Genomic DNA, 26,905 nt, shown 5'->3' with positions numbered 1-26,905 from the left:
TCCACCTTATTTCCATTTGCGGTGATAGGCGCCGATGGTGGTCAGTCCGCCTTCTGACAAACCTGCCAGGGTGGCATTCCAGGCCGGGTCTACCGCAAATTCAGCGGCGCTATTTTCAAGCCTGTCCAGAGCCTGGCGCCAGGTGCGGGCCACGTCGGCGATATAAGCAGGACTGCGCTGGCGGCCTTCAATTTTCACCGCGCTGATGCCCAGTTCCTGCAACTGCGGTAGCAGGTCTATGGTGTTCAGGCTGACCGGTTCTTCAATAGCATGGTAAACACTGCCTTCTACTTCAAAGCGACCTTTGCACAGGGTTGGGTAACCGGCGGATTCGCCCTTGCCGTAGCGGTCAATCAAGATGCCATTAAGCCGCGATTCCAATCCCTGGGGAGTTTCCTGCCAGCGCACGGCTTTGGCCGGCGAGCAGGCACCGCGGGTGTTAGGAGATTCATCGGTGATATAGGAAGACAAGTAACAGCGGCCTTCGGCCATAATGCACAGGCTGCCAAAGGCGAATACTTCAAGCTCTACCGGGCTGTGCTTCGCCAGGCCGCGAATCTGGTCCAGCGATAGCACCCGCGGCAACACCGCACGGCGAATGCCAAAATTATCTTTATAAAAGCGTAACGCTTCGTAGCTGGTGGCTGACCCCTGTACAGACAAATGTCTGTCTATTTGGGGGTAGCGACTGGCGGCATAATCCAACAAACCCATGTCTGCCAGTATCATCGCGTCTATGCCCAGCGTTGCGGCTCGGTCTACCGCGGCGGTCCAGGTTTTCCAGCCCTGAGGCTGAGGAAAGGTGTTGATTGCGCAGAACACCCGCGCGCCGTTTTTGTGGGCGTACTCAATACCCTCTGCTGCGCGTTTGTCATTAAAATTCAAACCTTTAAACTGGCGAGCATTGGTGCTGTCTTTAAAGCCAAGGTAAACCGCGTTGGCGCCGTTATCCACCGCTGCTTTCAGCGCCGGCAAGCTGCCGGCCGGACATACAAGTTCCATAATCGTCTTCCATACATAGAGTTACGAAACCATACGCCGTGCAATCTGCAGTGCATTGACCTTTGTCAGGGGTTCAGCGAATACTTCTAAATAGGTATTCTGCGTAGTATTACTAAGCTAGACGTTACTCTGCTTCTTTCTTAGACTCCCACCAACGTCCACATCTTAAGTTGTCAGATTCCCATGAGCACACTTCTCCCGACTGGTCTTGGTCTAATCCTTTACACCAAAAAGACAGGCACGCCTGACTCACCATCAAAAACCGGCCCTCTGCGCAGGAGAACGCTATGAATTGGCTTAGATCGTTATCTATGCGCAGCAAACTGATAGCTCTTGTTTTACCGGTGCTTCTGGCCATGCTGTTGTTCGCCAGCCAAAGCGTCATCAGCAACTATGGTGATTTAAAAGGGATGCGTGAACTGCAGGGCATGACTGACCTCGTGGCCCTTGCCGATCCTGTGCTCGACGCTCTTCAAGTAGAGCGCGGCCGTTCCGCCGTTGTCTTGTCCAGCGTTGCCGGCAGCGATGAAAGACGCGCCGCAGTGCAGACGCTGCAAACCCAGCAACAGCGCACCGATCAACAGCTGGCAGAATACCGTCGCCAGCTACCCGATATGATGCAGGCCCAAAAATTTGATCCTGGTGTTCTATCCACTATCGAAGAATCTCAAAGCAGCCTGTCGAACCTGGCCACTTTGCGTCAATCCGTACTGGATGGCCGCGTGACACCCCCGGAATCAGCGGCGCGCTATACGGCTTTGATCCGCCAGCTGATTGACCGCATTCCATTGATTATCCGCCGCACCGACAACGCCGAACTGACCCGCCAGGTAAACGCTTATTTGAATATGGCAGAAGCGGCCGAGAATTCAGGATTAGAAAGAGCCCAAGGCGCAGCATTGATCAACACCGGCGAATTCAACCTGAGCCGCCTGCATCAACTGGCTGCATTGGCCGGTGCACAAGACGGGCATATAAGCGCAGCCATTGCCAGGCTGCCAGCTGATTCACCCCAGCGCCAAAGCCTGGTGGATTTTGAAGCGTCGAATCAAAGCCTCGCCATGACTGAAATGCGCAACACCCTGTTCAGTTCAACAGCTGGCATGTTCGACCTTAATTTCGCTGAGTGGTTCGACACAACCACCAACCGTATTCAGGCCATGAACCAGATTCGTACCCTGATATTGGATGAAGCCCACAACATGGCTCAGCGCCACCTTGACAGCGCCCGCTCAGAACTTATTACTGCCGTCGTGCTGGCGGGTTTGGCAACGCTGATTGCTCTGGCGCTGATGGTGCTGATTATTCAGGCGATTAACCGGCAAATAACCAATTTACTCGACGGCATCCGTTTTGCCATGGACAACAAAGATCTGCGCCAGCCCATTGTGATTACCAGCAGCGATGAACTTGGCTCCTTTGGCAAAGCCACCAACGAGCTATTCAGTGTGTTCGGGCGAGCTCTGAAGCTGATCGACCAGTCCAGCATACAGCTGGCCACGGCGACCGAAGAAACCAGCTCCACCGCGAGCCAAAATGCGGGGCAAATCCGCAGCCAGCAGCAACAGATCGAGCAGGTTGCAGCAGCGACCGAAGAAATGTCTGCCACGTCAGAAGAAATTTCACGCAACGTGCAGCAGGTGGCAGATGCGGCCAACAGCGCTATGGCGAAAAGCAAAACCGGCGAGCAAGTGCTGCACAGCAGTGTTAGCGGTATCCGCTCGCTAGCAGATTCGGTGCAGCAGGTTAATAAGGTGATTGCAGAGCTGGAGGAGCGCAGCAGCCATATCAGTGACGTAGTCAATGTGATTCGTCAGGTAGCAGAACAGACCAACCTGCTGGCCCTAAACGCGGCTATTGAAGCCGCCCGCGCCGGTGAGCACGGCCGCGGCTTTGCGGTAGTGGCCGACGAAGTACGCACCCTGGCACGCCAGACCCATGAATCGACCACCCGCATCGAAGATATCATCAAGGGTGTGACGGATATGACCGCAAGCGCCAGCCGATCCATCATAAGTAGCCACAAGTTGGCGACGGAAACCAGCCAACAGGCCGAAGAACTGGAGCAGACCTTTGCCGACATTCTGGCCGACGTTAACAACATTTCCGGCATGGCGACGCAGATTGCCGCTTCTTCTGAGGAGCAGGTATCAGTCACCCGAGAGGTCGCCGGCAATATGGAATCGGTTAGCGAATCAGCACTGCTGACCCTGACCGGCTCCCAGGAAATCACCCAGGTGACTGAAGAGCAGGCTCGCCTGGCGCGCCAACTGCATGACCTGGCCAACGAGTTCAAGGTTGCCACAGCTTAGATTTAACGGTGAAAAAAAAGGGTGCCGTGAAGGCACCCTGTTTTATGTTCCAGATTGCTTTAACAGAAATCAGGGTAGGCTTACCAGAGTAGAACTGCCCGAATAAACATCAGATAATTCGCGAAAACCGCTGAGTGGCGCCTTCTTTGCGATAGGCATCAAAAATCTGACAGATAGCGCGAATCAGCAGGCGACCGGCGGGCTGCACCTGCAGCACGCGGCCGTTATCTGCAATCAACTCGTCTGCCACCATTTGCTTCAGGCGTGACAGCTCATCGGCAAAATACTGGTCAAAGTCTTCGTTCCATTCGGCGGTAAATTGCTGACGGTCCAGACGGAACTGGCAGATTAACTGGCCGATTACCCAGCGCCGCAAGCGGTCGTCACGGGTCAGATTCACACCTTTGGTGATGGCCAGCTGGCCCGCGTCTATCGCGGCCTCCCAGGATGGCAAATCGTGGTTGTTCTGAAAGTACGCATCGTCAGTCTGGCCAATGGCGGACACACCCAGCGACACCAGATCGCAATCCGAGTGGGTGGTGTAACCCTGAAAATTGCGATGCAGGCGACCGGCGCGCTGGGCCAACGCCAGGCTGTCATCCGGCTTGGCGAAGTGGTCCATTCCGATGTATTCGTAACCGGCATCCAGCAGTCGATTAATGGTGTTGTGCAAAATGGTCAGCTTCTGCTGCGGTGTGGGCATGGTGTCGCCCTTGAGCCGTGTTTGCGGATAGAACCGCTCTGGCAGATGGGCGTAGCTGAACACCGATAGCCGATCAGGCGACATATCGATCACTTCTTCCAGTGTTGCCGCAAAGCTGTCCGGGGTCTGATACGGCAGGCCGTAAATCAGGTCCAGGTTAATGGAACCAAAACCCAGGCGGCGCGCTTCATCCAACACCCCGCGGGTCATTTCCTTAGGCTGTATCCGGTTGACCGCTTTTTGCACCTCGGGATTTATATCCTGCACGCCCAGGCTGATACGGTTAAAGCCCAACTCCCACAGTGTGGAAAGGGTGTCTTCATCCACTTCACGGGGATCGATTTCAATACTGTAGTCGTGACTGCCATCGGTCTGCAGATTGAACAGTTCGCCGTAACCGTGCATCAATTCGCGCATCACATCGCGGGGCAGGAACGTTGGCGTTCCACCACCCAGATGCAACTGTTTCACCGGCCGGTGAGCACCGAATAATTCGGCTTGCATGGCCGCTTCTTTTAGCAGGCGCTGCACATAAGGCTGGGCATTATTACGCTTTTTGGTGATGACCTTATTGCACGCGCAGTAGTAGCACAGGTGCGCGCAAAACGGGATGTGGGTGTACAACGACAGCGGTCGGCCGGTGGCCTTGCTGCGTGCGGCCGCCTGCACCATATCGTTAATCGGATACGTCTGATTGAATTCCACCGCCGTAGGGTAAGAGGTATAGCGCGGGCCGCTCAGGTCGTAGCGGCGAATCAGCGCGTCGTCCCAGGTAAATTCGGGCAGAATAATGGTGTCAGAAGACGGAAGTGCGGTTGTGGAAGCCATAAATAGAAACTCTGGACGCCTTGGATATGGAGCAGGCTGTAAACCGGCATCGTAACCGTGTTTCAGCGCAGCCATCTTGATTCGAATCATCTGTGAAACCGGCAACAGTATATCAAGTCAGAAATAACCCAGCTGTTGCGCTTATTGAGTATGTTGCCTACCCCTTTTGGAACACACACTGTCTGGATAAAGCACTATGGCTAACCTGATTTTGATTCTCGCAGACCAGCTAACGCCAGGCCTGAGCGCTCTGGAGGGCGCCGATCGCGATACCGACCGCATCGTTATGGCGGAAGTTCACAGCGAAGCCAACTACGCCAACCACCACAAGAAAAAACTGATACTGCTGTTCAGCGCCATGCGCCATTTTGCCAGCCAGCTCGAAGCCGACGGCTACAGCGTGCATTACCAGCGCTATCACCCGGATAACACGGCGCAAAGCCTGGAACAGGTGATGGCCGAGCAGATAAAGGCCCACCAACCCGAACGCATTATTACCACCGAGTGCGGTGAGTGGCGCCTGCACGACATTATCAGCCAATGGCATAAAACCCTGGGCGTAACCACAGAAATTCGCCCGGACAGCCGTTTTATTGCCACTAAACAAGAATTTGCCGACTGGGCCGAAGGCCGCAAACAGCTGCGCATGGAATATTTCTACCGGGAAATGCGGCGCAAAACCGGGCTACTGATGACCCCGGAACAAAAGCCCGAAGGCGGCGAATGGAACTACGACGCCGAAAACCGCCGCAAATGGACGGGCAAACCGCCGGCGCCCGCGCCGTTTCGGATTGAACCGGATGCCGTCACCCAAGAAGTCATCGAGATGGTTGAAGAACACTTCAGCGACCATTTCGGCAGCAGCGAGGATTTCCATTTTGCAGTAACCGCCGCCGACGCCGAGCAAGCTATGGAACACTTCATCGATTACGCCCTGCCCTGTTTTGGCGATTATCAAGACGCGATATCTGACCACGAAGACTGGCTGTTCCATTCCATATTGTCGCCCTATATTAACTGTGGCCTGCTAGACCCACTTATGGTGTGCGAGCAAGCGGCGCAAGCCTGGTACGCCGGGCGGGCGCCCATCAACGCGGTGGAAGGGTTTATTCGTCAAATCGTCGGCTGGCGCGAGTTTGTGCGCGGTATTTACTGGCTGCACATGCCCGAGTACGCCCGCAACAACCAGCTGGGCAATGACCGCGCCCTGCCCGGATTTTACTGGACCGGCGACACCCGCATGCGCTGCATGCACAAAGCCATTGATGGCACCCGCCGTAATGGCTACGCCCACCACATTCAGCGCTTGATGGTGACCGGCAACTTCGCCCTGCTGGCCGGTATTACGCCCGATGAAATTTGCGACTGGTATCTGGCGGTGTATGTGGATGCCTACGACTGGGTGGAACTGCCCAACGTGCTGGGCATGGTGATGCACGCCGACGGCGGTTATTTAGGCTCAAAACCCTACGCCGCCAGCGGCAAGTACATTCAGCGCCAGTCTGACCATTGCAGCAACTGCCATTACAAAGTGGCCAAAGCCACCGAAGACGACGCCTGCCCCTTCAACTCGCTGTACTGGCACTTTATTGACCGCCACCGTGATCAGTTCGCTAAAAATCCGCGCATGACTATGATGTATCGCAACTGGGAAAAACAAAAACCGGAGCGCCGCGACGCTCTGCTGAAACGCGCCAACTATTTGCTGGACAACCTGGACAGCCTGTAAAACTCCCGGGCAAAACCAACAACAGGGAACCGATGCAATGAAAATTGGTGAGGTATCCGGGCACGCATCCGTTCCCGTGGAAACGATTCGCTACTATGAAAAATCAGTTTGCTGCTAAAGCCGGATCGGGACGCCAGCGGTTACCGCGTTTATGGTAACGCACACCTGAACCGCCTTTTGTTCATCAAACGTTGCCGTAACCTTGATATGACTCAGGACGAAATTCGGGAGTTAATTCGGCTGTCCGAAAACCCCGAAGCAGACTGCTATGAAGTTGACGCCCTTCTGGCTCGTCACCTGAACCACGTGCGCGACCGGTTGAATGAACTCGCAAACCTTGAAACGGCTCTGCAGCAACTGCAACGGGCCTGCTCAAAAACAGGCACCGTTGAGCAGTGCGGCATTATGGGGGGGGCTGAGTTCAGAGTTGGGCGACCTGTCTGGCAACAACACAGACCAGCGCAATCACGTGCCCGGAACTCACAAACCAGGTAGCCACTAAATCATGTGACTACTAAACCGAGTAACCATTAAAACTTTTCGAAAACAGCTTGCCAGACATTGACCCTGTAGTAACTACAGGGTTTTTAATACACACCTACCAAATAGAACGAGGTGTTTATGGCGTGCGGTTGTTCTGGTCCAGTACTAAAATCCCCGGCTCCGGGTTTTCGTCGCGCACTGTGGATCGCCCTTTGGGTTAATCTGGCCATGTTTTTTGTGGAAGGTGCTGCCAGTTTGCAATCTGGCTCCGTTTCCCTGATGGCAGACGCCATCGACTTCTTTGGCGATAGCGCCAACTACATTCTGTCACTTTCCGTTCTGTCCCTCGGCATGCTCTGGCGCGGGCGCGCGGCCATGGTGAAAGGTATTACCATGACGGCGTTCGGCATTGTGGTGTGGGCCCGTGCGCTTTGGGTGATGGAACAGGGCGTTATCCCCGAACCCTTTACCATGGGCACCATTGGCCTGCTGGCCCTGATAGCCAACCTGAGCGTTGTACTCCACGCTCGAATCGATATTTCTGAGGCCAAAAGCCCCACTGGCGCCAACGTGAAGACGGTGTTCCGCTAACCGAAAAACCTGCTAACGCTGCCGCATACCTCTTTAGAGGTAACTCCCCTGCGTGCTGGCATGAAACGCCATGACGACCGATAATATTCATTACTGATACATCTTTTTGCTCATTAATGAGCTCGTCAGGTATTTCAAACCAACCAAGGGGGCAGTCCAATGGCCGAACGCTTTACCAAAAGCATGGCCAGAAACATCTATCTGGGAGGAAGCACTTTCTTCATCCTGCTGTTTCTGGTTCTGACTTTTGACACTCAATCGCGGGCGATGCCCGAGCGGGATAACCGGGACCAGCTCACCGAGCAGGTTGTTAATGGCAAACACATTTGGGAAAACAACAACTGCGTCGGCTGCCACTCCATTATGGGCGAAGGCGCTTACTTTGCACCGGAACTGGCCAACGTATTCGACCGCCGCGGCGCCGGCAACAGCGACGTGTTCAAGGCGTACATGAACGCCTGGATGAACGCCATGCCTACCAAAGCACCCGGCCGCCGGCAAATGCCGCAATTCAACCTGACAGACCAGGAAATCGAAGATCTGGCATCGTTCCTCGAGTGGACGTCCAAGATTGACGATAACGGCTGGCCACCCAACATCGAAGGCTAAGGGAAAAAATATGAAATTCGAGTCTCAACGGGTCGCCATGCCCTACTTCATCTTTGCCTTGATTCTGTTTGCCGGCCAAATCCTATTTGGTCTGATTCTGGGCCTGCAATACGTGGTGGGTGATTTTCTGTTCCCGGAAATACCCTTCAACGTTGCCCGGATGGTTCACACCAATCTGCTGATCGTCTGGCTGTTGTTCGGCTTTATGGGTGCAACCTATTATCTGGTACCGGAAGAAGCGCAAACCGAGATATACAGCCCGCTGCTTGCGTGGATTCTGTTCTGGGTGTTTGCCGTTGCCGGCACGCTGACCATTCTGGGTTACCTGTTTGTGGATTACGCCACGCTGGCGGAAGTCACCATGAACAAACTGTGGCCCACTATGGGCCGGGAGTTTCTGGAACAACCCACGATTACCAAAATAGGCATGGCTCTGGTGTTCATCGGGTTTTTGTTCAACATCCTGATGACCGCCCTCAAAGGCCGCAAAACCGTGGTCAATATTATACTGATCACCGGTCTGATCGGCCTGACCGTGCTCTGGATGTTCTCCTTCTACAACCCCGAAAACCTGACCACCGACAAGTACTACTGGTGGTTCGTAATACACCTGTGGGTTGAAGGCGTATGGGAACTGATCATGGGCGCCATCCTGGCCTTCGTGCTGATCAAAATCACCGGCGTAGATCGGGAAGTCATCGAGAAGTGGCTGTACGTCATCATTGCCATGGCGCTGATTACCGGCATCATCGGCACCGGCCACCACTTCTTCTGGATCGGGGCACCCGAGTATTGGTTGTGGCTGGGCTCTGTGTTCGGGGCACTGGAACCCCTGCCGTTCTTTATGATGGTGCTGTTTGCCTTCACTATGATCAACCGGCGCAAGCGTAACCATCCCAATAAGGCAGCAACTCTGTGGGCTATGGGTACCGCTGTGATGGCTTTTCTGGGCGCAGGCGTGTGGGGCTTTCTGCATACGCTGGCACCGGTAAACTACTACACCCACGGCAGTCAGATCACTGCGGCCCATGGCCATATGGCGTTCTACGGCGCCTATGTGATGATCGTGCTCACCATCATTTCCTACGCCATGCCAATCATGCGGGGCCGGCCTTACGGCAACAGCAACGAGGCCCAGGTGGTGGAAATGTGGGGATTCTGGTTGATGACCATCTCCATGGTGTTCATCACTCTGTTCCTGACGGGTGCAGGCATACTGCAAATCTGGCTACAACGTATGCCAGAAAGCGGTGAAGCATTGTCGTTTATGGTCACCCAGGACAAGATCGCGGTGTTTTACTGGGCGCGCCTGATCGCTGGCTGCTTCTTTTCAGGCGGATTGGTGGTGTACTTCTGCAGCTTCTTTATCAAGGGACAGGCGTCCTTTGATGAAGAAGCTCGTGGCCCTGTACTTCAGGACGCGTAAGCCCGCCACCCTGAAATCCATAGGGTAAATCCATAGGGCCGGAACATGTTTCCGGCCCTGCTTATCCGGAACGCAATTGTGACCGTGCAGCAAGCAAATCCCAAAGACACACTCCAGGACAAGCGGCTGATCACCCGCGCTGCCTTCTTTGGGTTGTTCCTGCTGGCACCGGTACTGAATATCTTTCGCTATGACCTGACGGAAACCCGATTTGTATTGCTCGGTTTTCCGCTCTCGTTCAATCTGAATCTCGACTGGGTGGTGCAAAGTTCTCCTGTGGACGTCGCCAGCCAGATACTGCTGTGGTTCATTCTTCCCATTCTGGTGCTGGTTCCCCTTGTACTCTGGGTTGCCTGGAAGTGGGGACGAATATACTGCGGCTGGCTGTGCCCGCATTTCTCTGTGGTGGAAACCATCAACCAACTGATGACACGTATTACCGGCCGCCCGACACTCTGGGAAGCCCTTAAAAAAGGCCGCCGCGGCAAGGTTATACACTGGGCGGGCTTGACCCTGGTTTGCGGCCTGATTGGTTTTTCCTGGGCCCTCGCTCTGCTTTCTTACCTACTGCCACCTATTCCGTTATATACGGACTTGATCACTGGCAACCTGGCGTTTTACCCGGGTATTTTTCTGGCCGCCGCAACCACGGCCTTCACGCTGGACTTTCTGTTTGCCCGCCATCTTTTTTGCAAATACGGTTGCGTGTTCGGCGTCGTACAGAGTGTTGCCTGGATGGCCCATGGCCGCGGGCAGCTAGTGACCTTTGACACCAGCCGCGCCGCGGCCTGCCGCGACTGCACAAAAGCCTGCGACGAGGCCTGCCCTATGCGCCTGCCTACTCGCAGCCACAAACGCGCAAAATTTTCCTGCACCCAGTGCCTGCAATGCGTAAGCGCCTGCCGTGAGGTGCAAAAAAACAACCCAGAAGGCAGCCTGCTGCATTGGCAACCGGGCGAGCCCAGCCGGCAGACTGTTCTGATCCCCAGCCACCAGCTTGACAGCAAACCCGCCAGACCGCGGGCTTAACAGCACCTGAAATGACGATGTATCTTAGGTAAAAAGGAGCCTGAAATGGAAGAATGGGTCGGCTACAAGTGGCACGAATACATTACCCGCCAGGCTCTGGGGGAATTCCCCGAGCACGCCGTTTATCTAAAAGACGAAGCCCGCAGCCTCGGCATTGTGTTCCGCGCCTTCGGCGGCGATCCGGCGCTCAGCCTGGTGACGGCAGAACCCAGGCACTTTCGACTGCGCCGACGGTTTTTGCACAAAATTGCCGGAACACACCGTAAATTTGAGCTGGCCTGGCGGGATGAACAAAATCTGCGCCTGCCGGAAAAAGTGGCTAAATTCCCGTCCAAACGCCTGAACCGCGAACTCTATATATGGCTGGCCGCACTCGCAGCTAACCCGGCTCCGGCTGATAGTGACTGGTTTACCGGCAATCAGGCGCTGGTTCAGGATGTGATTGCGCGTTGGCCGGGGCTGGAAAGTGTTTACCAGCGCCTGGTGAAACAGGTTCTGCGCTGGCGCCCGGATCCAGAAGGCCTCTCGGCCGAGGAAGCCATCCGTGAACAGGCGATCCGCCAGGCGCTTATCCATCCGGGCAGTGTTCCTGCCCTGCCCGCTGCTGGAACGGATCCCTGGCCGGTCATTCTTTGGTTATACCCGGCGCTGGAACAAGGAAAAGCTAACGGACCGGTAACCGGCGATGAAGACACTCAATCCAGCCCCGGAGGGCTGACCAAGAAGAACAAGCGCCGCCAGGCAGAGCGCGTGGAAGCCTTCGACCGCGATCAGGGGCTGATGATTTTCCGCCTGGAAAGTCTGTTTTCCTGGACCGACTTCATTCCGGTTGACCGAGCGGGTGACGACACCAAAGAGGAAGACGCCGAGGCCGTTGCAGACGACATGGACATGATCTCTGTGTCCAATGACCGCAAGGAGACGTCGTCGTCTATCAAGTTTGACCTGGATCTGCCCTCGGAAGAACACGACGACCTGCGCCTTGGCCCGGGTATTCATTTACCGGAGTGGGACTGGCGCAGCCAGAGCTATCGGGAAGCCTTCTGCTGCGTGCAGCCTATGCTGGCAAAAGACGTTAAGCCTGCGGAGCTTCCGGAAGAGTTGCGGCGGTCCGCCAAACTTCTTCAGCGCCAGTTCAGCGCGCTAAAGCCCCTCAAACAGTGGCAAAAAAGGCAGCTGGACGGAGACGAGCTGGACCTGGACGCCTGCCTGGAACGGGAGGTTCAAAACCGGCGCGGCCAGGGCGCGATCGATCAGAAGCTGTTTCGCCGCTGCCAACAAAGCCAGCGCGATCTCGCCTGCCTGGTGCTGGCGGATGTGTCGCTGTCAACCGAGACCTATATAAACAACCATCAACGGGTCATCGACATTGCCCGGGACGGTCTGCAACTGCTCAGCGAAGCCCTACAGGCCAGCCGCGATCCCTTCGCCCTGTTTGCATTTTCATCACGACGGCGTGACCACGTGCGCTTCCATCACCTGAAGGGTTTTGATGAAGCTTATACCAGCACCATTCGGGGCCGGATTCAGGCGCTGGAACCGGGTTTTTATACCCGCATGGGCGCCGCCATTCGCCAAGCCACCAAATTGCTGGAGGCCCGCCACGAACAACAAAAGGTTCTGCTGCTGCTGACCGATGGCAAACCCAATGATCTGGATATCTATGAAGGCCGCTACGGTGTTGAAGACACACGAATGGCGGTACAGGAAGCCATCAAAGCTGGCTTGACGCCGTTTTGCGTCACCATTGATGACGATGCCAGCGAGTACCTGCCCTATGTGTTCGGCAGCAACAATTACGTGGTAATCCGCGACCCGGCACAACTGCCCTTGCAGCTGCCCAAGCTCTACCTGAACCTGACACAGTGATATGACAGGTCTGATTGGTGAGCCAGAGCCCGATTGCCATCAGCTTCCCGGCGATATCGCCGTATGGCTATTCATTTTCGCCGAGCTGGCGGTATTCGGAATCATGCTCATCGGTTTCGCCGTGGCGCGCAGCCTCGACCCAGCCACCTTCCACGCCGGCCGCGATCTTCTGCACCCCTGGATCGGGCTGCTGAATACCGCTGCACTGATCACCTCCAGCTATCTGGTCGCGACTGCCGTTCACCAGTTTCGTGAAAAGCTCTCCGGCGTGCAGTGGCGCCTGTGGCTGGCGGTTGCGGTCTCCTGCATTTACACGGTTGGCAAACTTTATGAATACGTGGATCTGTACAGCCAGGGCTATAATCTGGGCACAGATACCTTCTTCATGTTTTATTTCTTCCTGACCTTTTTCCACTTTATGCACGTGATACTGGGGCAGATTGTTTTGATTGTGCTTGCCGTAAAAATAGGCAACGGAGACGACGATGGCTCTGACATGAACGGCATGGAATCTGGTGCCTCTTATTGGCACATGGTGGATCTGGTATGGCTGGTTATATTTCCGGTGTTTTACGTAATGGCCTAGGGAGGGTTAACAATGCTGACGGTTTATTTTGCTCTGATGATTTGCACGGCTTTACCGGTCATTGCACTTAAGGCAGGTATAGGCCCTGAATTTCTGGCCTGGCTGGTTTTCGGGATGGTGATCGTGAAATCCTTGCTGCTGGTGGATCACTTCATGGAGATGAAGAATGCACCCCGTGGGTGGCGGTTGGCGGCTCAACTATGGGCGCCGGTGGTAATTGTTGCGGTTGCGGGATTTCATGCGATTACGTGAATATAAGCAGCCCCCGAAACCGATTACTGGGGGCGGACATCTCTCAAAATTCGGCAAGCTAATAGGCTAGAGCCACTTCGCGGGAAATAAAGGTCTTTTATCAGACATGGCTTGCGCCAATGAAATCATTCCCCAGAGCACAAAGCCAGTATGCAAGGCGATGGCCCACACCAAAGCAAAGGTCCCGAAATGCCCTACATCGGCGAAGAACATCCAGCCGATAGCAACGCCCGAGCTGATCAAAATAAAACCAATCAGTGACATATAAAGAGCCGCTCGCGTGTGAGCACGGCGCAGTTCGTTAACCCCGGAACTTCCGACATACATCCAGAGCAAGATCACAAATCCGATAACCGGCATTGCCAATAAATTCAGCAAGTACCATATAACCGGTACAACCGCTCCGCTAGCGGGTTTCGTCTGGGCGCCCGAATACTGCATATACCACCTCCATCAATGAACTGACTGTTGCTTCGTCGTCTGAAAGCGGCTCGATCATGCCCGCGCGGCAGGCGACCGCTGTTGGCAAACCTGCCCGTATCAGCAGAGCTGTGTGAATAAGCAACCGCGTGGATGCGGCTTCTTCCAGGTCGTGGTCTTTCAGGTTGCGCAGCGCTGTCGCCAGGCTAACCAGTTGCTTTGCAAGGTCGCGGTCGCAACCGGATTCTTCCATCACGATGGCTTGTTCTATCTCCTCCGAAGGGTAATCAAACCGCAGCGATACAAATCGTTGGCGGGTGCTTGGTTTCATGCCTTTCAGCAGGCTTTGATAACCCGGGTTATAGGAAACCACCAGCATAAAGCCCGGTGCCGCCGCCAGCAGCTCACCGGTGCGCTCAATCGGCAGCTCGCGGCGGTCATCCGCCAGCGGATGCAGTACAACCGTGGTGTCTTTGCGCGCTTCTACCACTTCATCCAGGTAACAAATGCCGCCTTCACGAACCGCGCGGGTCAAGGGCCCGTCTTGCCAGTAGGTGCCTTGCGGGCCGATCAGATGCCGCCCAACCAGGTCCGCGGCCGTCAGGTCGTCGTGGCAGGCGACGGTATAAATCGGCCGGTTCAGTTGTTCGGCCATGTAACGAACAAAGCGGGTTTTGCCACAGCCTGTGGGGCCCTTGATCAGAACTGGCAGGCCGTTATTCGCGGCGGCATGGAAAAGTTCAACTTCATTACCTACAGGGTGGTAAAACGTCATCTGCAGAGATCCTTTGCGGCTGGTGCAATCTATAAAATTCATATTGAATATTGGTTTAAAAGCCTGCTCTTCACAACCTTTTTTTGGTAATACCTCCGGTTAGGTAGGCCCTGTACTTGAAATAAAGGCAAGGGCGGTCAACACTCTACTAAGTAGAACAACAAATCCGTGCCAACGCTTGCAACAGAGCAATCCCGAGTAGCACCTATGAACGGCGTTAATGCCCTGCTGCCCTACGATTTTTCACCTTTGACCATTGCCAGCTATATGCTGGTATTGATGTTTTATGGCGTGGCGCTGATACGCATGCCCGATGGCGAACGCCCCGGCCCCGGGCGCATTATTACGTTCGTGCTGGGCGTGGTGATGTGCTACGCAGTGATGCAAACCGCTTTCGATTACTATTCCCAGTACATGTTTTTTGTTCACCGGGGCCAGCACCTGATACTGCATCATCTGGGCCCGTTTTTGATCGCGTTGTCTAACCCGTTACCGGTGATGCGTTTCTGGGGCCGTAAAATTCCCCAAGCTGCACTGCCGTGGCTGGAACCCGTGCGGATCAGTTACCGGGTTTTGCAAAATCCGGTAGTAGCGCCGGTGTTGTTCGTGGGCCTGGTTTATTTCTGGCTGTCGCCCGGAATCCACTTCGACGCAATGCTTAGCCGCCAGCTTTACTGGGTAATGAACTGGAGCATGTTGCTCGACGGCCTGCTGTTCTGGTGGCTGATATTCGACCCCCGCTCCCCTTACCTGACCAACGCTCTGGGCTACGGCAAACGAATGCTTTTGCTTGCGGTAGTTGCGGTTCCGCAAATGCTGCTAGGCGCCTGGATCGTGTTTTCCCGGGGCATGGTGTACGACGTTTACGAGGTGTGCGGGCGCGCCTGGCCGCTGGCACCAGAGACTGACCAACTGCTTGGCGGCCTGCTGACCTGGATTCCGCCGGCGATGATGAGCGTGCTGGGCATTCTGATTATTTTACGCCGGGCCATGTACGAAGATGGCCGTTACCCAAAACAGGCCGCAGCGCTGGCCCAACCGTCAGGGCACATGAACACCTGAGAGAAACACCTGAGAGGAGCACACCGTTATGCCGACTTTCGTTTCAGGCAAAAGAATCGCCGGTCTAATGGCGCTATTGCTGGCTGCCTTTGCGCTGGCGGGCTGCAATCAGAGCGTCAGCGAATGGCACGGCAAAGACATCAGCAATTTGATGCCGCCTTTAGAGTTCGAGCTCATAAACACCGAGGGCGAAGCGGTCAACGCCAGCGATTCCGAGGGCCAGGTGCGGTTGGTGTTTTTTGGTTTCACCCATTGCCCGGACATTTGCCCCACCACGCTGGCACGGCTGTCCCAAGCCGTAGGCAAGCTGCCAGAAAACGAACGTGAACGGGTAACCATTATGTTTGTCAGCGTAGACCCGAATCGTGACACACCCGAACAGATTGCCGCCTACACCCGCTTCTACGGTGACCGGATTGCCGGCGTGACCGGCAGCGAGTCCCAACTACGGCAGCTGGTGAAGCGCTATCGCACCACCTTCGGTTACGACGAGCCGGATGAGAACAACAACTATAATGTGTCTCACAGCGCCGGTGTGTATGTGTTCGATACTCGTGGTAAGGCGCGACTGTTGCTAAGGCCCGACCTGACCGTGGCGCAGATTCGTGATGACATCAGCGCGCTGGCCCAGGAGCACCGGTCCTGAAGCGGCTCTTAAAACCAACCCTGAAACCGGTCCTGAAACTAGGCCTGAAACCGGGCCTAAAACAGAGACTCAGCGGTTTTCTTCAGCCTCCTCATTGTTAGACGGGTTACTGCTGGCCCCAGCGCTTTCCGCCACAGCTACAAACGGCATGACCAGCACTGCGCAGGGCGCATTCACGGTAATGTATTCCACCGTTGCCCGGCGCAGGGGCCAAAGCCCACCCGGACCGCGGGACACCAGCAGCAACATATCGACTTCCGCCTGTGCCGCCAATGCCACCAGCTTTTCCGACGGTGTGCCGCACATCACATGTAAGTGTGCTGCCTGGTTCATCGGCAGATATTTACGCGCCAGCAGGTTCAGCTTGTCCCGCACCACCTTCTCGCGGTCTTCCGGTGTATCGTCACTCACGTGGGGAAAGAAGCCTGACCCGCCCGGGCTGAACACGCTGGCCAGGTGCAGCTCGCCGCCCTCAGACAGCAAGCGAACGCCTTCAGCCAGAGTGCGTTTGGCTTCGTCGTCGTCTTCGGTGTCAATTGCCAACAATATTTTATGAAACATCGTGATGCTCCTGTTTAACGTCTTTGGTAGATGACACTGTGTCGTAGGCACGGCCTTGAACTAATTCATCAACCGAATAACCGCGGCTGTCTGCTCGCAACGCTTTGAACAGAGACACCGCCATAAAAATCAGCAAAATACAGAACGGCAATCCCAACGCCGTAATTACATTCTGCAAGGCATCCAGCCCCCCTGCCAGTAACAGACTTGCCGCCACCACGCCCTGGGCGGCAGCCCAGAATATGCGCTGGCGTATCAGCGATGGCTGATCGTCACGGCGGGTCAGCATATCAATCACCAGCGACGCGGAATCCGACGAGGTGGTGAAGAAAATCACGATAATGATGATGCTCAGCGATGATGAAAACTGCGCAAGGGGCAGCGCCTGCAAAAAGGCAAAAATAGCCACGGCAGGGTTTTGTTCAACCTGCGCAGCCAACGCGACCTGGCCGTTCATCTCTACGTGGATGGCCGACAAACCAAATACTCCAAACCACACCAAGGTGAACACCGTAGGCGCAAACAACACGCCCGCAATGAATTCGCGGATGGTGCGGCCGCGGGAAATTCGCGCAATAAAGATGCCCACATAGGGCGCCCAGGAAATTGTCCAGGCCCAGTAAAACAGAGTCCACTTGCGCTGCCAGTCGGTTTCACTGAAGGTTTGGGTCCAGAACGCCAGCCATGGCAAAGCGTCTAAATAGTCACCTATCCCTTGCACCATGCCTTCGGCTATAAACACGGTTGGGCCGACTAGCACCACAAACGCGACCAGAATCCCCGCCAGTATGATGTTCAGCTGCGACAGGCGGCGTACGCCCTTATCCAGCCCCAGTGCCACCGACACCGCGGCAATACTGGCAATAACCGCAATCAGCATCACCTGCACAGAACCGGATACCGGCACGCCCAGCAAATAATTCAAACCGCTGTTCAACTGCAAGGTGCCCAGGCCTAGCGATGTTGCTACCCCGAACAAAGTGCCCAGCACCGCAATCACATCTACCGCCCAGCCCAAAGGCCCGTTGATCCGGTCGCCTAGAACCGGATAGAACAGACTGCTGATACGCATGGGTAAGTGGTGGCGGTAAGCAAAATAAGCGATGGCGAGACCGGGCATGGCGAAGATCGTCCAGGTGTGAAGCCCGAAGTGGTACAACGATATGGTCATCGCATCGCGGGCGGCACGCTCACTGCCGGGGAGTACATCTGAAAAGGGCGGGTTGGCAAAGTGCGACACCGGCTCAGCCACGCCCCAGAACATTAAAATGGTGCCAATACCGGCGGCAAACAGCATGGTAAACCAGGTCAGGTTGGAGTAATCCGGCCGCGAGTCGTCTGCACCCAGCCGAATCGAGCCGAATCGGCTAAACGCCAGACCCAGCAGAAACACCAGCAAAAAACTGACGGTGGCGATGTAAAACCAACCCAGATTACGTGCAACCCAGGCCGTCAGGCCGCCAAAGAAACCGGCTACCGCCTCGTCAAAAGGAATAGCCAAAGCCACAAACAACACGGCAATACCTGCCGAGGTAAAGAACACCCCCGGAATGGTCTGTAATCCCAACAGACGCTGTAGCCGGTTAAGCACGATATTTCTCCTTATGTCGTGTGCAAAGCTTTGCTAGTTACCCTACCATAGACTAGCAGGTGAAAAGCTCCGGCACCGTCCAAACGAGGTTGACATCCATGGCAACGGTGACGGCATAACGGAAACGTAGACGCAGCACCTAAAACGCTATCGCCACCATGATCGGAATGGTCACCAACGCCACTACCGTAGACAACAGCACTGTACCGGCGGCCTGTTTTACCGATGTTTCCAGCATGGTGGCAATCACCACCGTATTGGCCGCAATCGGGGTAATGGAAATCAGGAAAATGGCCTTATGCACGGCTTCTGAATAGATGCCCATATGGGTCGCGTCCAGCCACCAGAAGGCACTGGCCAGTAATGGCCAGGATACAAACTTTCCGAAAAACGCCAGCGCCGTGAACCGCAGGTCGCCCGCCAGCCCGCGAAAGCTGGATATGCTCATGCCAATAATCATCATGCCCAGAATACTGTAGGTGCCGCGCAAATTATCAAACAGCGGCTCGAAAACCTGCGGGATATCAGCGCCCGAAAGATTCAGCATTACCGCCAGCGCAAACGCATACACAGACGGCAACCGTGCCACCCGTTTAAGCGCATCAGACACGCTGTAACGGCCCCGGGCCGCCAGATAAAAACCCACCGAGCTTTCGTAAAGCGACGTGCCCAGCACGCACACAATATAAATTGCCAGCCCTTCTTCGCCGAATAGCAGCAGCGCCACCGGTACGCCAAAATACCCGCCATTCGGGCTGCCCACGCACAGGGGCATAAGCGCAGCGCTACTGTCGCCAATCCAGCGCCGGGCCAATGCCTGGTGGGTAATGCCCAGAAAACAACAAAAACCGAACACCAGAAACGGCAGCAAAATGATTTCAGGGGACAAGGGTGCCGCCATCACGCCGGAAAACATGATAGACGGCGTTACGATATACAACATGATGCCGGCAATGTGACGGCCACTGGCCTGCAAATAGCGCCCGGCCACCCAACCCAGCACCACGGTGACGTAGAGCGGTGTCAATTTGAAGAAAAGCGCCAGCGCCGCTGCCATGAAGACTCCATCCCGATTCGTGAAGCGCGCAAGTCTAGCACCGCACTCACCCCAAAACAGCTTCGAAAAGCAGTGCAGAGCTGAACTATTAGCGGATTTTTGCGTATTTAAGACATGATCATTTATAGCAAAATGGCATCAGCGATGCGTTAATGATCAGAGCCATCTCGAGTACACGTTTTCTGTTAGGCTATTTGAGTCATTGCATTAATGAGGAGGAGGCAACGCCATGAACAGTATTTTTCGGCCTGATGTGTCCTCATCGCCTTGTCTGTTGTCGGAGCAACATCCGGATATGGTTAAGCTGCCGCACACGCCCCCCGAAACGATTTTGCTTAACAGCTTGAGCCGGGTTTTTGGTATCCGCCTGAGTGACGACAAGACGGCGCCAGAAAGCCTGCTTTTGAGCGATTTGGCACGCTTATTCAGCGTACGCAAAATAGATGCTGAAACGGTTATGGAAAAACACGACCGCCCTTGGGCCAATGTGTACCTGATTCAGCACGGCGTAGTGCGAATGTTTCGCGAAACCGCGAGCGGTAAAGTAGCCATTCATCACTTTTTTTCGGAAGGCGATATTATTTGGCCGGTGTTCGGTCGCAGCCGTACCATACGGAATACCTTATGCCTGAACAGCAGCATGCCGGTCACCGCGTGGGTGGCAGATTTCGCCGCATTCCGCTCGGAAGTGCAGAGCCACGGTGAGGGCCAATGGCCCAAATTTGCGCTGGCGCTGACAGAGGAACTGGCCGAATTAGCCAGTATGCGCGAGTTTCGAAAACACACCATGCCCGCAAGCGAGCGCTATGCGCTGATGCAGGAAGAGTACCCAGAACTTACAAAACGGGTGCCAGACAACCAGTTAGCTGCCTGGCTCGGGGTTGTGCCCGCGACATTTTCGCGCCTGAAAAGCGCGGCGTCAGGCCGCCATATACATGGTTAACTGAAATGACAAAGCTGGCTCTGCAATGGTCCGCAGAGCCTCAGGCCACCCGCCGCACAGGCTTGCCGGATCGAAACGCTTCCGCGTTTTCTGCTACCTGAGCCACTATCCGCTGCCGCGCCTCCTGGCTACCCCAGGCAGTGTGCGGTGTCACAATCAGCCGTGGAATATCCTGCGCCAATAACACGTTGCCATCCACCGGGGGCTCTTGAGTCAGCACGTCCGTTGCCGCGCCACCCAGGTGGCCCCGGCGCAGTGCGGCCGCCAATGCCTGCTCGTCAATCAAACCGCCGCGGGCGGTGTTCACAATGAATGCGTGGGACTTCATCTTCGCCAACTCTGCCTCCCCGATCATATGCCGGGTGTTTTCATTCAACGGGCAATGCAGCGTAATAGCATCGGCCTGCTGCAGTAACTCGTCCAGGCTTACCCGTCCTGCTTTTGGCGGACGGCCCGGTAGATTGGCGGCAATCACCCGCATACCCAAAGCTTCGCCCAGGCGCGCGACCGCGCTACCAATCTCACCGCTGCCCAGAACACCCAGGGTTTTTCCATCCAGCTCCACAATCGGAAAATCCAGAAAGCAGAAATGGGTAGACGTTTGCCAACGCCCCTCTCGAACCGCGCTCTGATAGTCCGGCAGGCGTGTCGCCATTGCCAGCAGCAACATCAGGGTGTGCTGAGCAACGGTGGCGGTGCCATAGCCCTGACAATTACACACCGTAACGCCGGCTTCTTCTGCGGCTTGCAAATCCACATTATTCAAACCCGTAGCCGACACCAGAATCAGTTTCAGATCCGGGCAAGCCTTCAGCACATCGGCACTGAGAACCACCTTATTCACGATCGCGACTTGGGCGCCTTGCAGGCGGGGAAGGATCTCGGCGGAAGAGGTGTGCTCGTAACAGTCAAGTTTTGAGAACACATTGCGCAACGGGTCCAGGTCAAGATCGTTCTGGTTCAGAGACGTGGCATCAAGAAAAACGGCGTTAAATGCAGACATGGTTGAACACCTGATAAGTTAGAACGTAAATAATCAGCCGCGGGAATTAGCGCTATAACGTTGCGCCTTTTCTACTGACTGGTAGCCTGACGGATACATCGACTACAGCGGCTCAATTTTAGTAACCTTAGCACCTGTTCCAAAATACTTTGTGGATGCTTTAATGCCAACCCGTCGCCCCCAGGCTTTCTGGCTGTTTTTTCCCGCCGCAGCGCTTCTGGCCGCCGCCGCAGTGCCACTGTTGGTATGGGCGGTGCTGGGCGGTGGTGGCTGGCCTGCGGGACTGCTGAATACCGGCCATGGCCACGAAATGATTTTTGGCTTTGCTCTGGCATTGATTGCCGGCTACACCTTGGGGCCGCAATCGCCGGAGCGCCTGTATCTGTTATTTGCCTTGTGGCTGGCAGCAAGAATCAGCTGGTGGTTTATGCCCGGCACTCTGTTAGCCAATGCTCTCAGCCCGGCGTTTGCCCTGGCTTTGGCTGCGGTGGTGCTGCCGCGGTTTCGTGCCGCCAAAAAATGGCGCAACAAAATGGTCGGGCCACTTATCGGCACTCTGGCAATCATGGCGGTTGCGTTCGGCCTGAGCCGCACCGCTATCTGGCAAAGTGAAATAGCGGAGGTCGACCCATTTCGCATCATGCACGCAGCCATTATTGGCCTTTTATTGCTGATGACGTTTATGGGCGGGCGCATATTGGCGCCTTCGGTGGCCAACACACTGGATAAAAAAGGCGTTGCCTTGAGTGCTCGCCTGCAACCGCGGGTGGAAGGTACGTTAATTATTCTGTTGGCCGCAGCCCTGCCCTTTTCCCTGATACCTCCGCTGCGGCACGCGGCCGGAGCCCTGCTGGTTGCAGCGGCCCTGATCACCACTGTTAGGCTTGCGCGCTGGAAGCTCTGGCGCTGCCTGGAACGGCCCGATCTGATGGTGTTCGCAGCGGGTTACAGCTGGTTGGTGGTCGGCGGCCTGCTCTCCGGTATTGCGCTAGTGAGCGGGCGCCAGATGAGCGCCAGCCTGCACCTGATTACCATTGGCGCGCTGGGCACACTGGCCGGCAGCGTAATGCTGAAGCTGGCCTGGCAGCGCGCCTGTCGCCAACTGCCGCCAGCGAACCGCACAGTGCCACTGGCTGTTGCTATCGCCGCAGCCACCTTACTGCGTTTTGTGGCCGGTACCGAACCCTTCAGTCATCCACAGATACTCTGGTGGTCGGCGGCTTTGTGGGCCGGAGTATGGCTGCTGATGACTGTTGAACTTCTGCGACTGGGCAAAATGGCCCGGCAACGAGTGGCTACCTCTACTGCGTCAGCCTGACCCAGTAACTACCTAACGCTAGGTATTACTCTTTCAAGCCTATGATTTATATTAACAAAAATGATCACCAACAGGCTTGAAAAGTCTTTTGGAAACACCTCTCGGAATACCGCTCCTAATCCTTGATTTTTCTCAAGTCTGACTACCCACCGCTCTCTGCACAATAGTGCCAAGTAGTCTGCTAGCGCGTTTGCGCGTCGGCAGGCCGGGTATCATAAGGAGCACGATTATGGGCAAACTCAACGGCGACATTGAACACTGGGATGTCGAAAACGAAACCTTCTGGCAGCAGACTGGCAAGAGCGTTGCGTCCCGCAACCTGTGGATCTCTATCCCCAGCTTGCTGATGGGTTTTGCGGTGTGGCTGATGTGGGGCATGATTACCACCCAGATGAAAAACCTGGGATTCCCCTTTACCATCGACCAGCTCTTTACTCTGTCGGCCATCGCCGGCCTGGCCGGCGCGACACTGCGCATTCCGGCATCGTTCATGATCAAGATTGCCGGTGGCCGTAACACCGTTTTCCTGACCACCGCACTGCTGATGATTCCGGCGGCTGGCACAGGGTTTGCGCTGATGGACCCGGGTACGCCTTTCATCGTGTTTCAGGCACTGGCGCTGCTGTCCGGTATTGGTGGTGGGAACTTTGCCTGTTCCATGAGTAACATCAGCACCTTTTACCCCAAAAGCAAACAGGGTTACGGGCTGGGCATGAACGCCGGGCTGGGCAACTTTGGCGTGACCACCATGCAGGTGGTGATCCCGCTGGTGATGACTGTGGGCATTTTTGGCGCTCTGGCGGGTGATCCGCTAGCACTGCAAAACCCAAGCGGCACAATTATCGGCCGTATTGAAGCGGGCACAGATACCTGGATTCAGAACGCTGGTTTTATCTGGCTGGTGTTTTTGATTCCGCTAGCCTTCCTGGGCTGGTTCGGCATGAACAACTTGAAGGTGGTTACTCCGAACCCGGGTACGCCGGCGTCTGCCTTTGGCAAGATTCTGGGCCTGTATGGCGTGGGTCTCGCTACCTCGATTGTTGGCGTATGGGCTCTGAGTGTGCTGAACATGTGGCTGGCGCTGCCGCTGACCATCGTGCTGACCGTTGTTCTGTTGCGACTGATTCCCGGCGATATCAAGCCCAGCATCAAAAATCAGTTTGCGATCTTCAGTAACAAACACACCTGGTCTATGACCGTTCTGTACATCCTGACTTTCGGTACCTTTATCGGCTTTTCCGCTGCACTGCCCCTGTCCATCAGCGTTATTTTCGGCAATATGATGGATGTGGCCGCAGACGGCACCATTACCCGCATTGTAAATCCGAATGCGCCAAGTGCGCTGACCTGGGCCTGGATTGGCCCGCTGGTAGGCGCTTTGATTCGCCCGGTGGGCGGCTGGATTTCCGATAAAGTGGGTGGATCCATTGTTACCCAGATCATCTCGGTGATTATGGTGGTCGCCTCTGTAGCCACCGGTTACGTGATGATGCTGGCCTACAACTCCACCGACCCCAACAGCCTGTTCGCGATCTTCATGATTCTGTTCGTGGTGATCTTCGCCGCCAGCGGCATCGGCAACGGCTCTACCTTCCGCAGCATCGGCTACATTTTCGACCAACAGCAGAAAGGCCCGGTACTGGGCTGGACCAGCGCGATTGCCGCCTACGGCGCCTTTATTGCACCCAAGCTTTTGGGCCAGCAGATTCAGGCGGGCACCCCAGAGTACGCCATGTACGGCTTCGCGGTGTTCTATACCCTGTGCCTGGTGGTGAACTGGTGGTTCTACTTGCGTAAGGATGCTTATATCAAGAATCCTTAATCTTAAAGCGCAAATAAAAAACCCCGCCAGGCATCGCTTGACGGGGTTTTTTATTCAGAGCGAAATGCAATTCGCTCAGCAGGGCCATTGCACCCGAATCACTCCAGCCGTACTTTTTTCAGTCGCTAGTTTCACTAGCCTCTTCCGGGTTATCCTCCAGACTATTCTATTTAAAGAACAGGATGAGCCCCAGCGTGAGCGAGTTACTGGCCAACCTCGATATCCACCCGTTACGGGGTGATTTCTATGACGAGCTGCATTCTCGCCCGTTCCAGATACTTCCCTCGCCTGCGCGAGTCAGCCACATTGCGGTGCTGACCACTCCAGAGCAACGCCAGCAGCAGTTCCAACATTTGCAAGCCCTTCATACATTGCTTGGCCATGTTCCACCCCAGCAAGAAGTAGGCTGTTTTGAGCAAACCTTTGGTGACCTGCGGGTTAGGCGGGAAATGCATATGGAATTTGCCTCATACACGTTTGTGAATCTGGCCCCCAACCGGTCTGTAGCTTTTTCCGAAAACGCCATTAACCTGTTGCCAGAGGGCTGGCTCGCGGAATTAAGCGGCACCGTCATAGCTGCATTTCATCTGGATGTCCAGAAAGGCAGTGCTGATAGGGCCCGCGAAAACCCCGACTACGTGCGTACACATTTCGAGGGTTTGCGCCTTATAGGCAGCAGTCCGCAGGAGGGAGCCGCTAAGGTTTGGAGTACGTTCCAGCTGCACAGTGACGGCTTCGGGCGATTTATGGTAATAAATCACAAAATGTCGAACAGCCAGCTAGGGCGACTGACCCAGCGCCTGATGGAAATAGAAATTTATCGCCTGATGTCATTGATGGCTCTGCCCGTCGCTCGCGAGATCACACCCTCGTTAAATGATATGGATCAGCAGCTCGCACTGGTCACCCAAACGTTGGCAGACAATCAAGATGTAGACGAGCAGGCGCTGCTAACCCAGTTGACCCACATTGCCGCGCGCATTGAAGCCTTTCGCGCCCGCGCTACCTTTCGCTTTTCAGCCACAAGGGCCTATCACCAGCTGGTAATGACACGTCTGGAAGAACTCCAAGAAGATGAACTGTCTGGGCACCTTACCCTGACCGAGTTTTTGACACGGCGCCTGACGCCGGCGGTAAAAACTTGCGAAGCCGTTGGCGAACGCCTCGAAGACCTGTCGAGGCGGGTAGACCGTGCCTCAGACATGATGCGAACGCGGGTAGAGCTGGCGATTCAAAGCCAGAATCAGCAGTTGCTGAATTCTATGGATCGGCGTTCCAAAATTCAGCTAATGATGCAACACACCGTTGAAGGTTTTTCAGTGGTTGCGATTACCTACTATTTGATAGGGCTGCTTAAACTGGTGCTCGATTCCGTTTATGAAGCCGGTATTGTTTTTAACAAGTCTCTTGCTCTGGGCATCGCCATACCGGTAACTCTGGCTTTGGTATATCTCAGCGTGCGTCTTGTTCACCACCACTTTATTCGAATGGCGAAAAATCAATGAAAATAGACGCTTACGCATCCCTGCTTGAAAAGCTTCTACCCATCGTTCATAACGCCGGCAACGCCATAATGAGCATTTACGCCGGCGATATTGACGTCCGCACGAAAGACGACGCATCGCCAGTAACGGAAGCCGACGAGCTGGCTGAAGCTCTTATTTTGCCGGCCTTGCAGGCGCTGGACAGACGAATTCCTATTGTGGCGGAAGAACAGGCTGCCGCCGGCAATACGCCAGAAACCGGCGACCGCTTCTGGCTGGTTGATCCGCTGGACGGTACCAAAGAGTTCATCAACCGCAACGGCGAGTTCACCGTTAACATTGCCTTGATTGAAAACGGCGTGCCGATACTGGGCGTGGTTCTGGCGCCGGCGCTGAAGCGCCTGTTCGCCGGTGGCCTGGGGCTGGGTGCTTTTGTAGAGGAAAACGGCGAGCGCAGAACCATTCAGTGCCGCCCGGCGCCAGCGGCCGGGTTAACCGTTGTGGCCAGCCGCTCCCACGGCGACGAGGCTGCTCTGGCGCACTTTTTAGCCGGTTCCAAGGTGGCCAGCCAGACCAGTGCGGGCTCTTCACTAAAGCTGTGCCTGCTAGCCGCTGGTGAAGCGGATGTGTATCCCCGACTGGGACCCACCATGGAATGGGACATTGCCGCCGGTGACGCTGTGCTGCGTGCAGCCGGTGGCCGACTGATTACCCTGGACAACACGCCCATGGTGTACGGCAAGCCAAATTTTGCCAACCCGCACTTTTCAGCCTGGGGCTTGAAGGCTAGGGACAAATCTTAGA

Annotated in this window: 25 protein-coding genes; 17 read left to right on the top strand and 8 right to left on the bottom strand. The window is 55.4% G+C overall.

From position 1 onward, the window contains the following. Positions 1-6 precede the first annotated feature (6 nt). The gene (gene ubiU / locus ATI45_RS19010) at positions 7-1,002 is read right to left on the bottom strand and encodes a ubiquinone anaerobic biosynthesis protein UbiU (protein ID WP_098421169.1); all 996 of its coding nucleotides are present in this window, start codon (positions 1,000-1,002) and stop codon (positions 7-9) included. Between the two features lie 287 nt (positions 1,003-1,289). Here ubiU and ATI45_RS19005 point away from each other — a divergent pair, with 287 nt between their 5' ends. Next, positions 1,290-3,314: a methyl-accepting chemotaxis protein gene (locus ATI45_RS19005; protein WP_098421168.1), complete on the top strand. Its 2,025-nt coding sequence runs from the start codon at positions 1,290-1,292 to the stop codon at positions 3,312-3,314. Positions 3,315-3,423: 109 nt separating this feature from the next. On the opposite strand, the gene hemN is transcribed toward ATI45_RS19005, so the two are convergent. After that, the gene (hemN, locus tag ATI45_RS19000) at positions 3,424-4,845 is read right to left on the bottom strand and encodes an oxygen-independent coproporphyrinogen III oxidase (protein ID WP_228736016.1); all 1,422 of its coding nucleotides are present in this window, start codon (positions 4,843-4,845) and stop codon (positions 3,424-3,426) included. Between the two features lie 196 nt (positions 4,846-5,041). Here hemN and ATI45_RS18995 point away from each other — a divergent pair, with 196 nt between their 5' ends. From ATI45_RS18995 to ATI45_RS18955, 9 genes are all read left to right on the top strand, one after another. Continuing rightward, positions 5,042-6,574 (top strand): cryptochrome/photolyase family protein, encoded by a 1,533-nt coding sequence (locus ATI45_RS18995; protein WP_098421166.1) that lies wholly within the window; start codon positions 5,042-5,044, stop codon positions 6,572-6,574. A 108-nt stretch (positions 6,575-6,682) separates the two neighbouring features. Then, positions 6,683-7,069: a MerR family DNA-binding protein gene (locus tag ATI45_RS18990; protein WP_323807659.1), complete on the top strand. Its 387-nt coding sequence runs from the start codon at positions 6,683-6,685 to the stop codon at positions 7,067-7,069. A 126-nt stretch (positions 7,070-7,195) separates the two neighbouring features. Further along, positions 7,196-7,648 carry a cation diffusion facilitator family transporter gene (locus ATI45_RS18985; RefSeq protein ID WP_098421165.1) on the top strand — a complete coding sequence of 151 codons (453 nt, stop codon included), beginning with the start codon at positions 7,196-7,198 and terminating at the stop codon, positions 7,646-7,648. Between the two features lie 159 nt (positions 7,649-7,807). After that, a complete protein-coding gene (locus tag ATI45_RS18980; RefSeq protein ID WP_098421164.1) occupies positions 7,808-8,257 on the top strand; it encodes a c-type cytochrome in 450 nt (149 codons plus the stop codon). A gap of 10 nt (positions 8,258-8,267) precedes the next feature. Continuing rightward, complete coding sequence (locus tag ATI45_RS18975; protein WP_098421163.1) at positions 8,268-9,683, top strand: cbb3-type cytochrome c oxidase subunit I; 1,416 nt, start codon at positions 8,268-8,270, stop codon at positions 9,681-9,683. A 78-nt stretch (positions 9,684-9,761) separates the two neighbouring features. Then, a complete protein-coding gene (locus ATI45_RS18970) occupies positions 9,762-10,712 on the top strand; it encodes a 4Fe-4S binding protein (RefSeq protein ID WP_098421818.1) in 951 nt (316 codons plus the stop codon). A gap of 45 nt (positions 10,713-10,757) precedes the next feature. Next, the gene (locus ATI45_RS18965; RefSeq protein ID WP_098421162.1) at positions 10,758-12,581 is read left to right on the top strand and encodes a nitric oxide reductase activation protein NorD; all 1,824 of its coding nucleotides are present in this window, start codon (positions 10,758-10,760) and stop codon (positions 12,579-12,581) included. A gap of 1 nt (position 12,582) precedes the next feature. Next, the gene (locus ATI45_RS18960) at positions 12,583-13,167 is read left to right on the top strand and encodes a cytochrome c oxidase subunit 3 (RefSeq protein WP_098421161.1); all 585 of its coding nucleotides are present in this window, start codon (positions 12,583-12,585) and stop codon (positions 13,165-13,167) included. A gap of 12 nt (positions 13,168-13,179) precedes the next feature. After that, a complete protein-coding gene (locus tag ATI45_RS18955) occupies positions 13,180-13,419 on the top strand; it encodes a cytochrome C oxidase subunit IV family protein (RefSeq protein WP_098421160.1) in 240 nt (79 codons plus the stop codon). A gap of 66 nt (positions 13,420-13,485) precedes the next feature. Here ATI45_RS18955 and ATI45_RS18950 read toward each other — a convergent pair whose 3' ends face one another. Both ATI45_RS18950 and ATI45_RS18945 read right to left on the bottom strand, forming a co-directional pair. Then, on the bottom strand, positions 13,486-13,797 hold the full coding sequence (locus tag ATI45_RS18950; RefSeq protein ID WP_228736015.1) for a hypothetical protein: 312 nt from the start codon (positions 13,795-13,797) through the stop codon (positions 13,486-13,488). A gap of 28 nt (positions 13,798-13,825) precedes the next feature. Further along, positions 13,826-14,614 carry a CbbQ/NirQ/NorQ/GpvN family protein gene (locus tag ATI45_RS18945; RefSeq protein ID WP_098421158.1) on the bottom strand — a complete coding sequence of 263 codons (789 nt, stop codon included), beginning with the start codon at positions 14,612-14,614 and terminating at the stop codon, positions 13,826-13,828. Between the two features lie 207 nt (positions 14,615-14,821). Between ATI45_RS18945 and ATI45_RS18940 the strand changes: the two genes are divergently transcribed. Next, complete coding sequence (locus ATI45_RS18940; RefSeq protein WP_098421157.1) at positions 14,822-15,676, top strand: cytochrome c oxidase assembly protein; 855 nt, start codon at positions 14,822-14,824, stop codon at positions 15,674-15,676. A gap of 28 nt (positions 15,677-15,704) precedes the next feature. Next, positions 15,705-16,322 (top strand): SCO family protein, encoded by a 618-nt coding sequence (locus tag ATI45_RS18935; protein ID WP_098421156.1) that lies wholly within the window; start codon positions 15,705-15,707, stop codon positions 16,320-16,322. 69 nt (positions 16,323-16,391) lie between these two features. Here the strand turns inward: ATI45_RS18935 and ATI45_RS18930 are convergent, their stop codons facing one another. From ATI45_RS18930 to ATI45_RS18920, 3 genes are all read right to left on the bottom strand, one after another. Further along, positions 16,392-16,883 (bottom strand): universal stress protein, encoded by a 492-nt coding sequence (locus ATI45_RS18930; protein WP_098421155.1) that lies wholly within the window; start codon positions 16,881-16,883, stop codon positions 16,392-16,394. Beyond that, positions 16,873-18,474, bottom strand: a complete 1,602-nt coding sequence (locus tag ATI45_RS18925; protein ID WP_098421154.1) for a BCCT family transporter — start codon at positions 18,472-18,474, stop codon at positions 16,873-16,875. Before ATI45_RS18925 ends, ATI45_RS18930 begins: the two co-directional genes overlap by 11 nt. A 139-nt stretch (positions 18,475-18,613) precedes the next feature. Beyond that, complete coding sequence (locus ATI45_RS18920; RefSeq protein WP_098421153.1) at positions 18,614-19,531, bottom strand: AEC family transporter; 918 nt, start codon at positions 19,529-19,531, stop codon at positions 18,614-18,616. 229 nt (positions 19,532-19,760) lie between these two features. Between ATI45_RS18920 and ATI45_RS18915 the strand changes: the two genes are divergently transcribed. Then, positions 19,761-20,474 (top strand): Crp/Fnr family transcriptional regulator, encoded by a 714-nt coding sequence (locus tag ATI45_RS18915; protein ID WP_098421152.1) that lies wholly within the window; start codon positions 19,761-19,763, stop codon positions 20,472-20,474. A gap of 40 nt (positions 20,475-20,514) precedes the next feature. On the opposite strand, the gene ATI45_RS18910 is transcribed toward ATI45_RS18915, so the two are convergent. Further along, positions 20,515-21,477 carry a 2-hydroxyacid dehydrogenase gene (locus tag ATI45_RS18910; RefSeq protein ID WP_098421151.1) on the bottom strand — a complete coding sequence of 321 codons (963 nt, stop codon included), beginning with the start codon at positions 21,475-21,477 and terminating at the stop codon, positions 20,515-20,517. A gap of 163 nt (positions 21,478-21,640) precedes the next feature. Between ATI45_RS18910 and ATI45_RS18905 the strand changes: the two genes are divergently transcribed. From ATI45_RS18905 to cysQ, 4 genes are all read left to right on the top strand, one after another. Next, positions 21,641-22,795, top strand: coding sequence for an NnrS family protein (locus ATI45_RS18905; protein ID WP_098421150.1), 1,155 nt, complete (start codon positions 21,641-21,643; stop codon positions 22,793-22,795). 229 nt (positions 22,796-23,024) lie between these two features. Continuing rightward, positions 23,025-24,617: an antiporter gene (locus ATI45_RS18900; RefSeq protein ID WP_098421149.1), complete on the top strand. Its 1,593-nt coding sequence runs from the start codon at positions 23,025-23,027 to the stop codon at positions 24,615-24,617. 194 nt (positions 24,618-24,811) lie between these two features. Further along, a complete protein-coding gene (locus tag ATI45_RS18895; RefSeq protein ID WP_098421817.1) occupies positions 24,812-26,122 on the top strand; it encodes a DUF3422 domain-containing protein in 1,311 nt (436 codons plus the stop codon). Then, positions 26,119-26,904 (top strand): 3'(2'),5'-bisphosphate nucleotidase CysQ, encoded by a 786-nt coding sequence (gene cysQ / locus ATI45_RS18890; protein WP_098421148.1) that lies wholly within the window; start codon positions 26,119-26,121, stop codon positions 26,902-26,904. Before ATI45_RS18895 ends, cysQ begins: the two co-directional genes overlap by 4 nt. The last annotated feature ends 1 nt before the right edge of the window (position 26,905 follow it).

The sequence above is a fragment of the Marinobacter sp. LV10MA510-1 genome (genome assembly GCF_002563885.1).
In the GTDB taxonomy this organism is placed as follows: Bacteria; Pseudomonadota; Gammaproteobacteria; order Pseudomonadales; family Oleiphilaceae; genus Marinobacter.
This window is presented reverse-complemented; position numbering and strand designations above follow the sequence as displayed.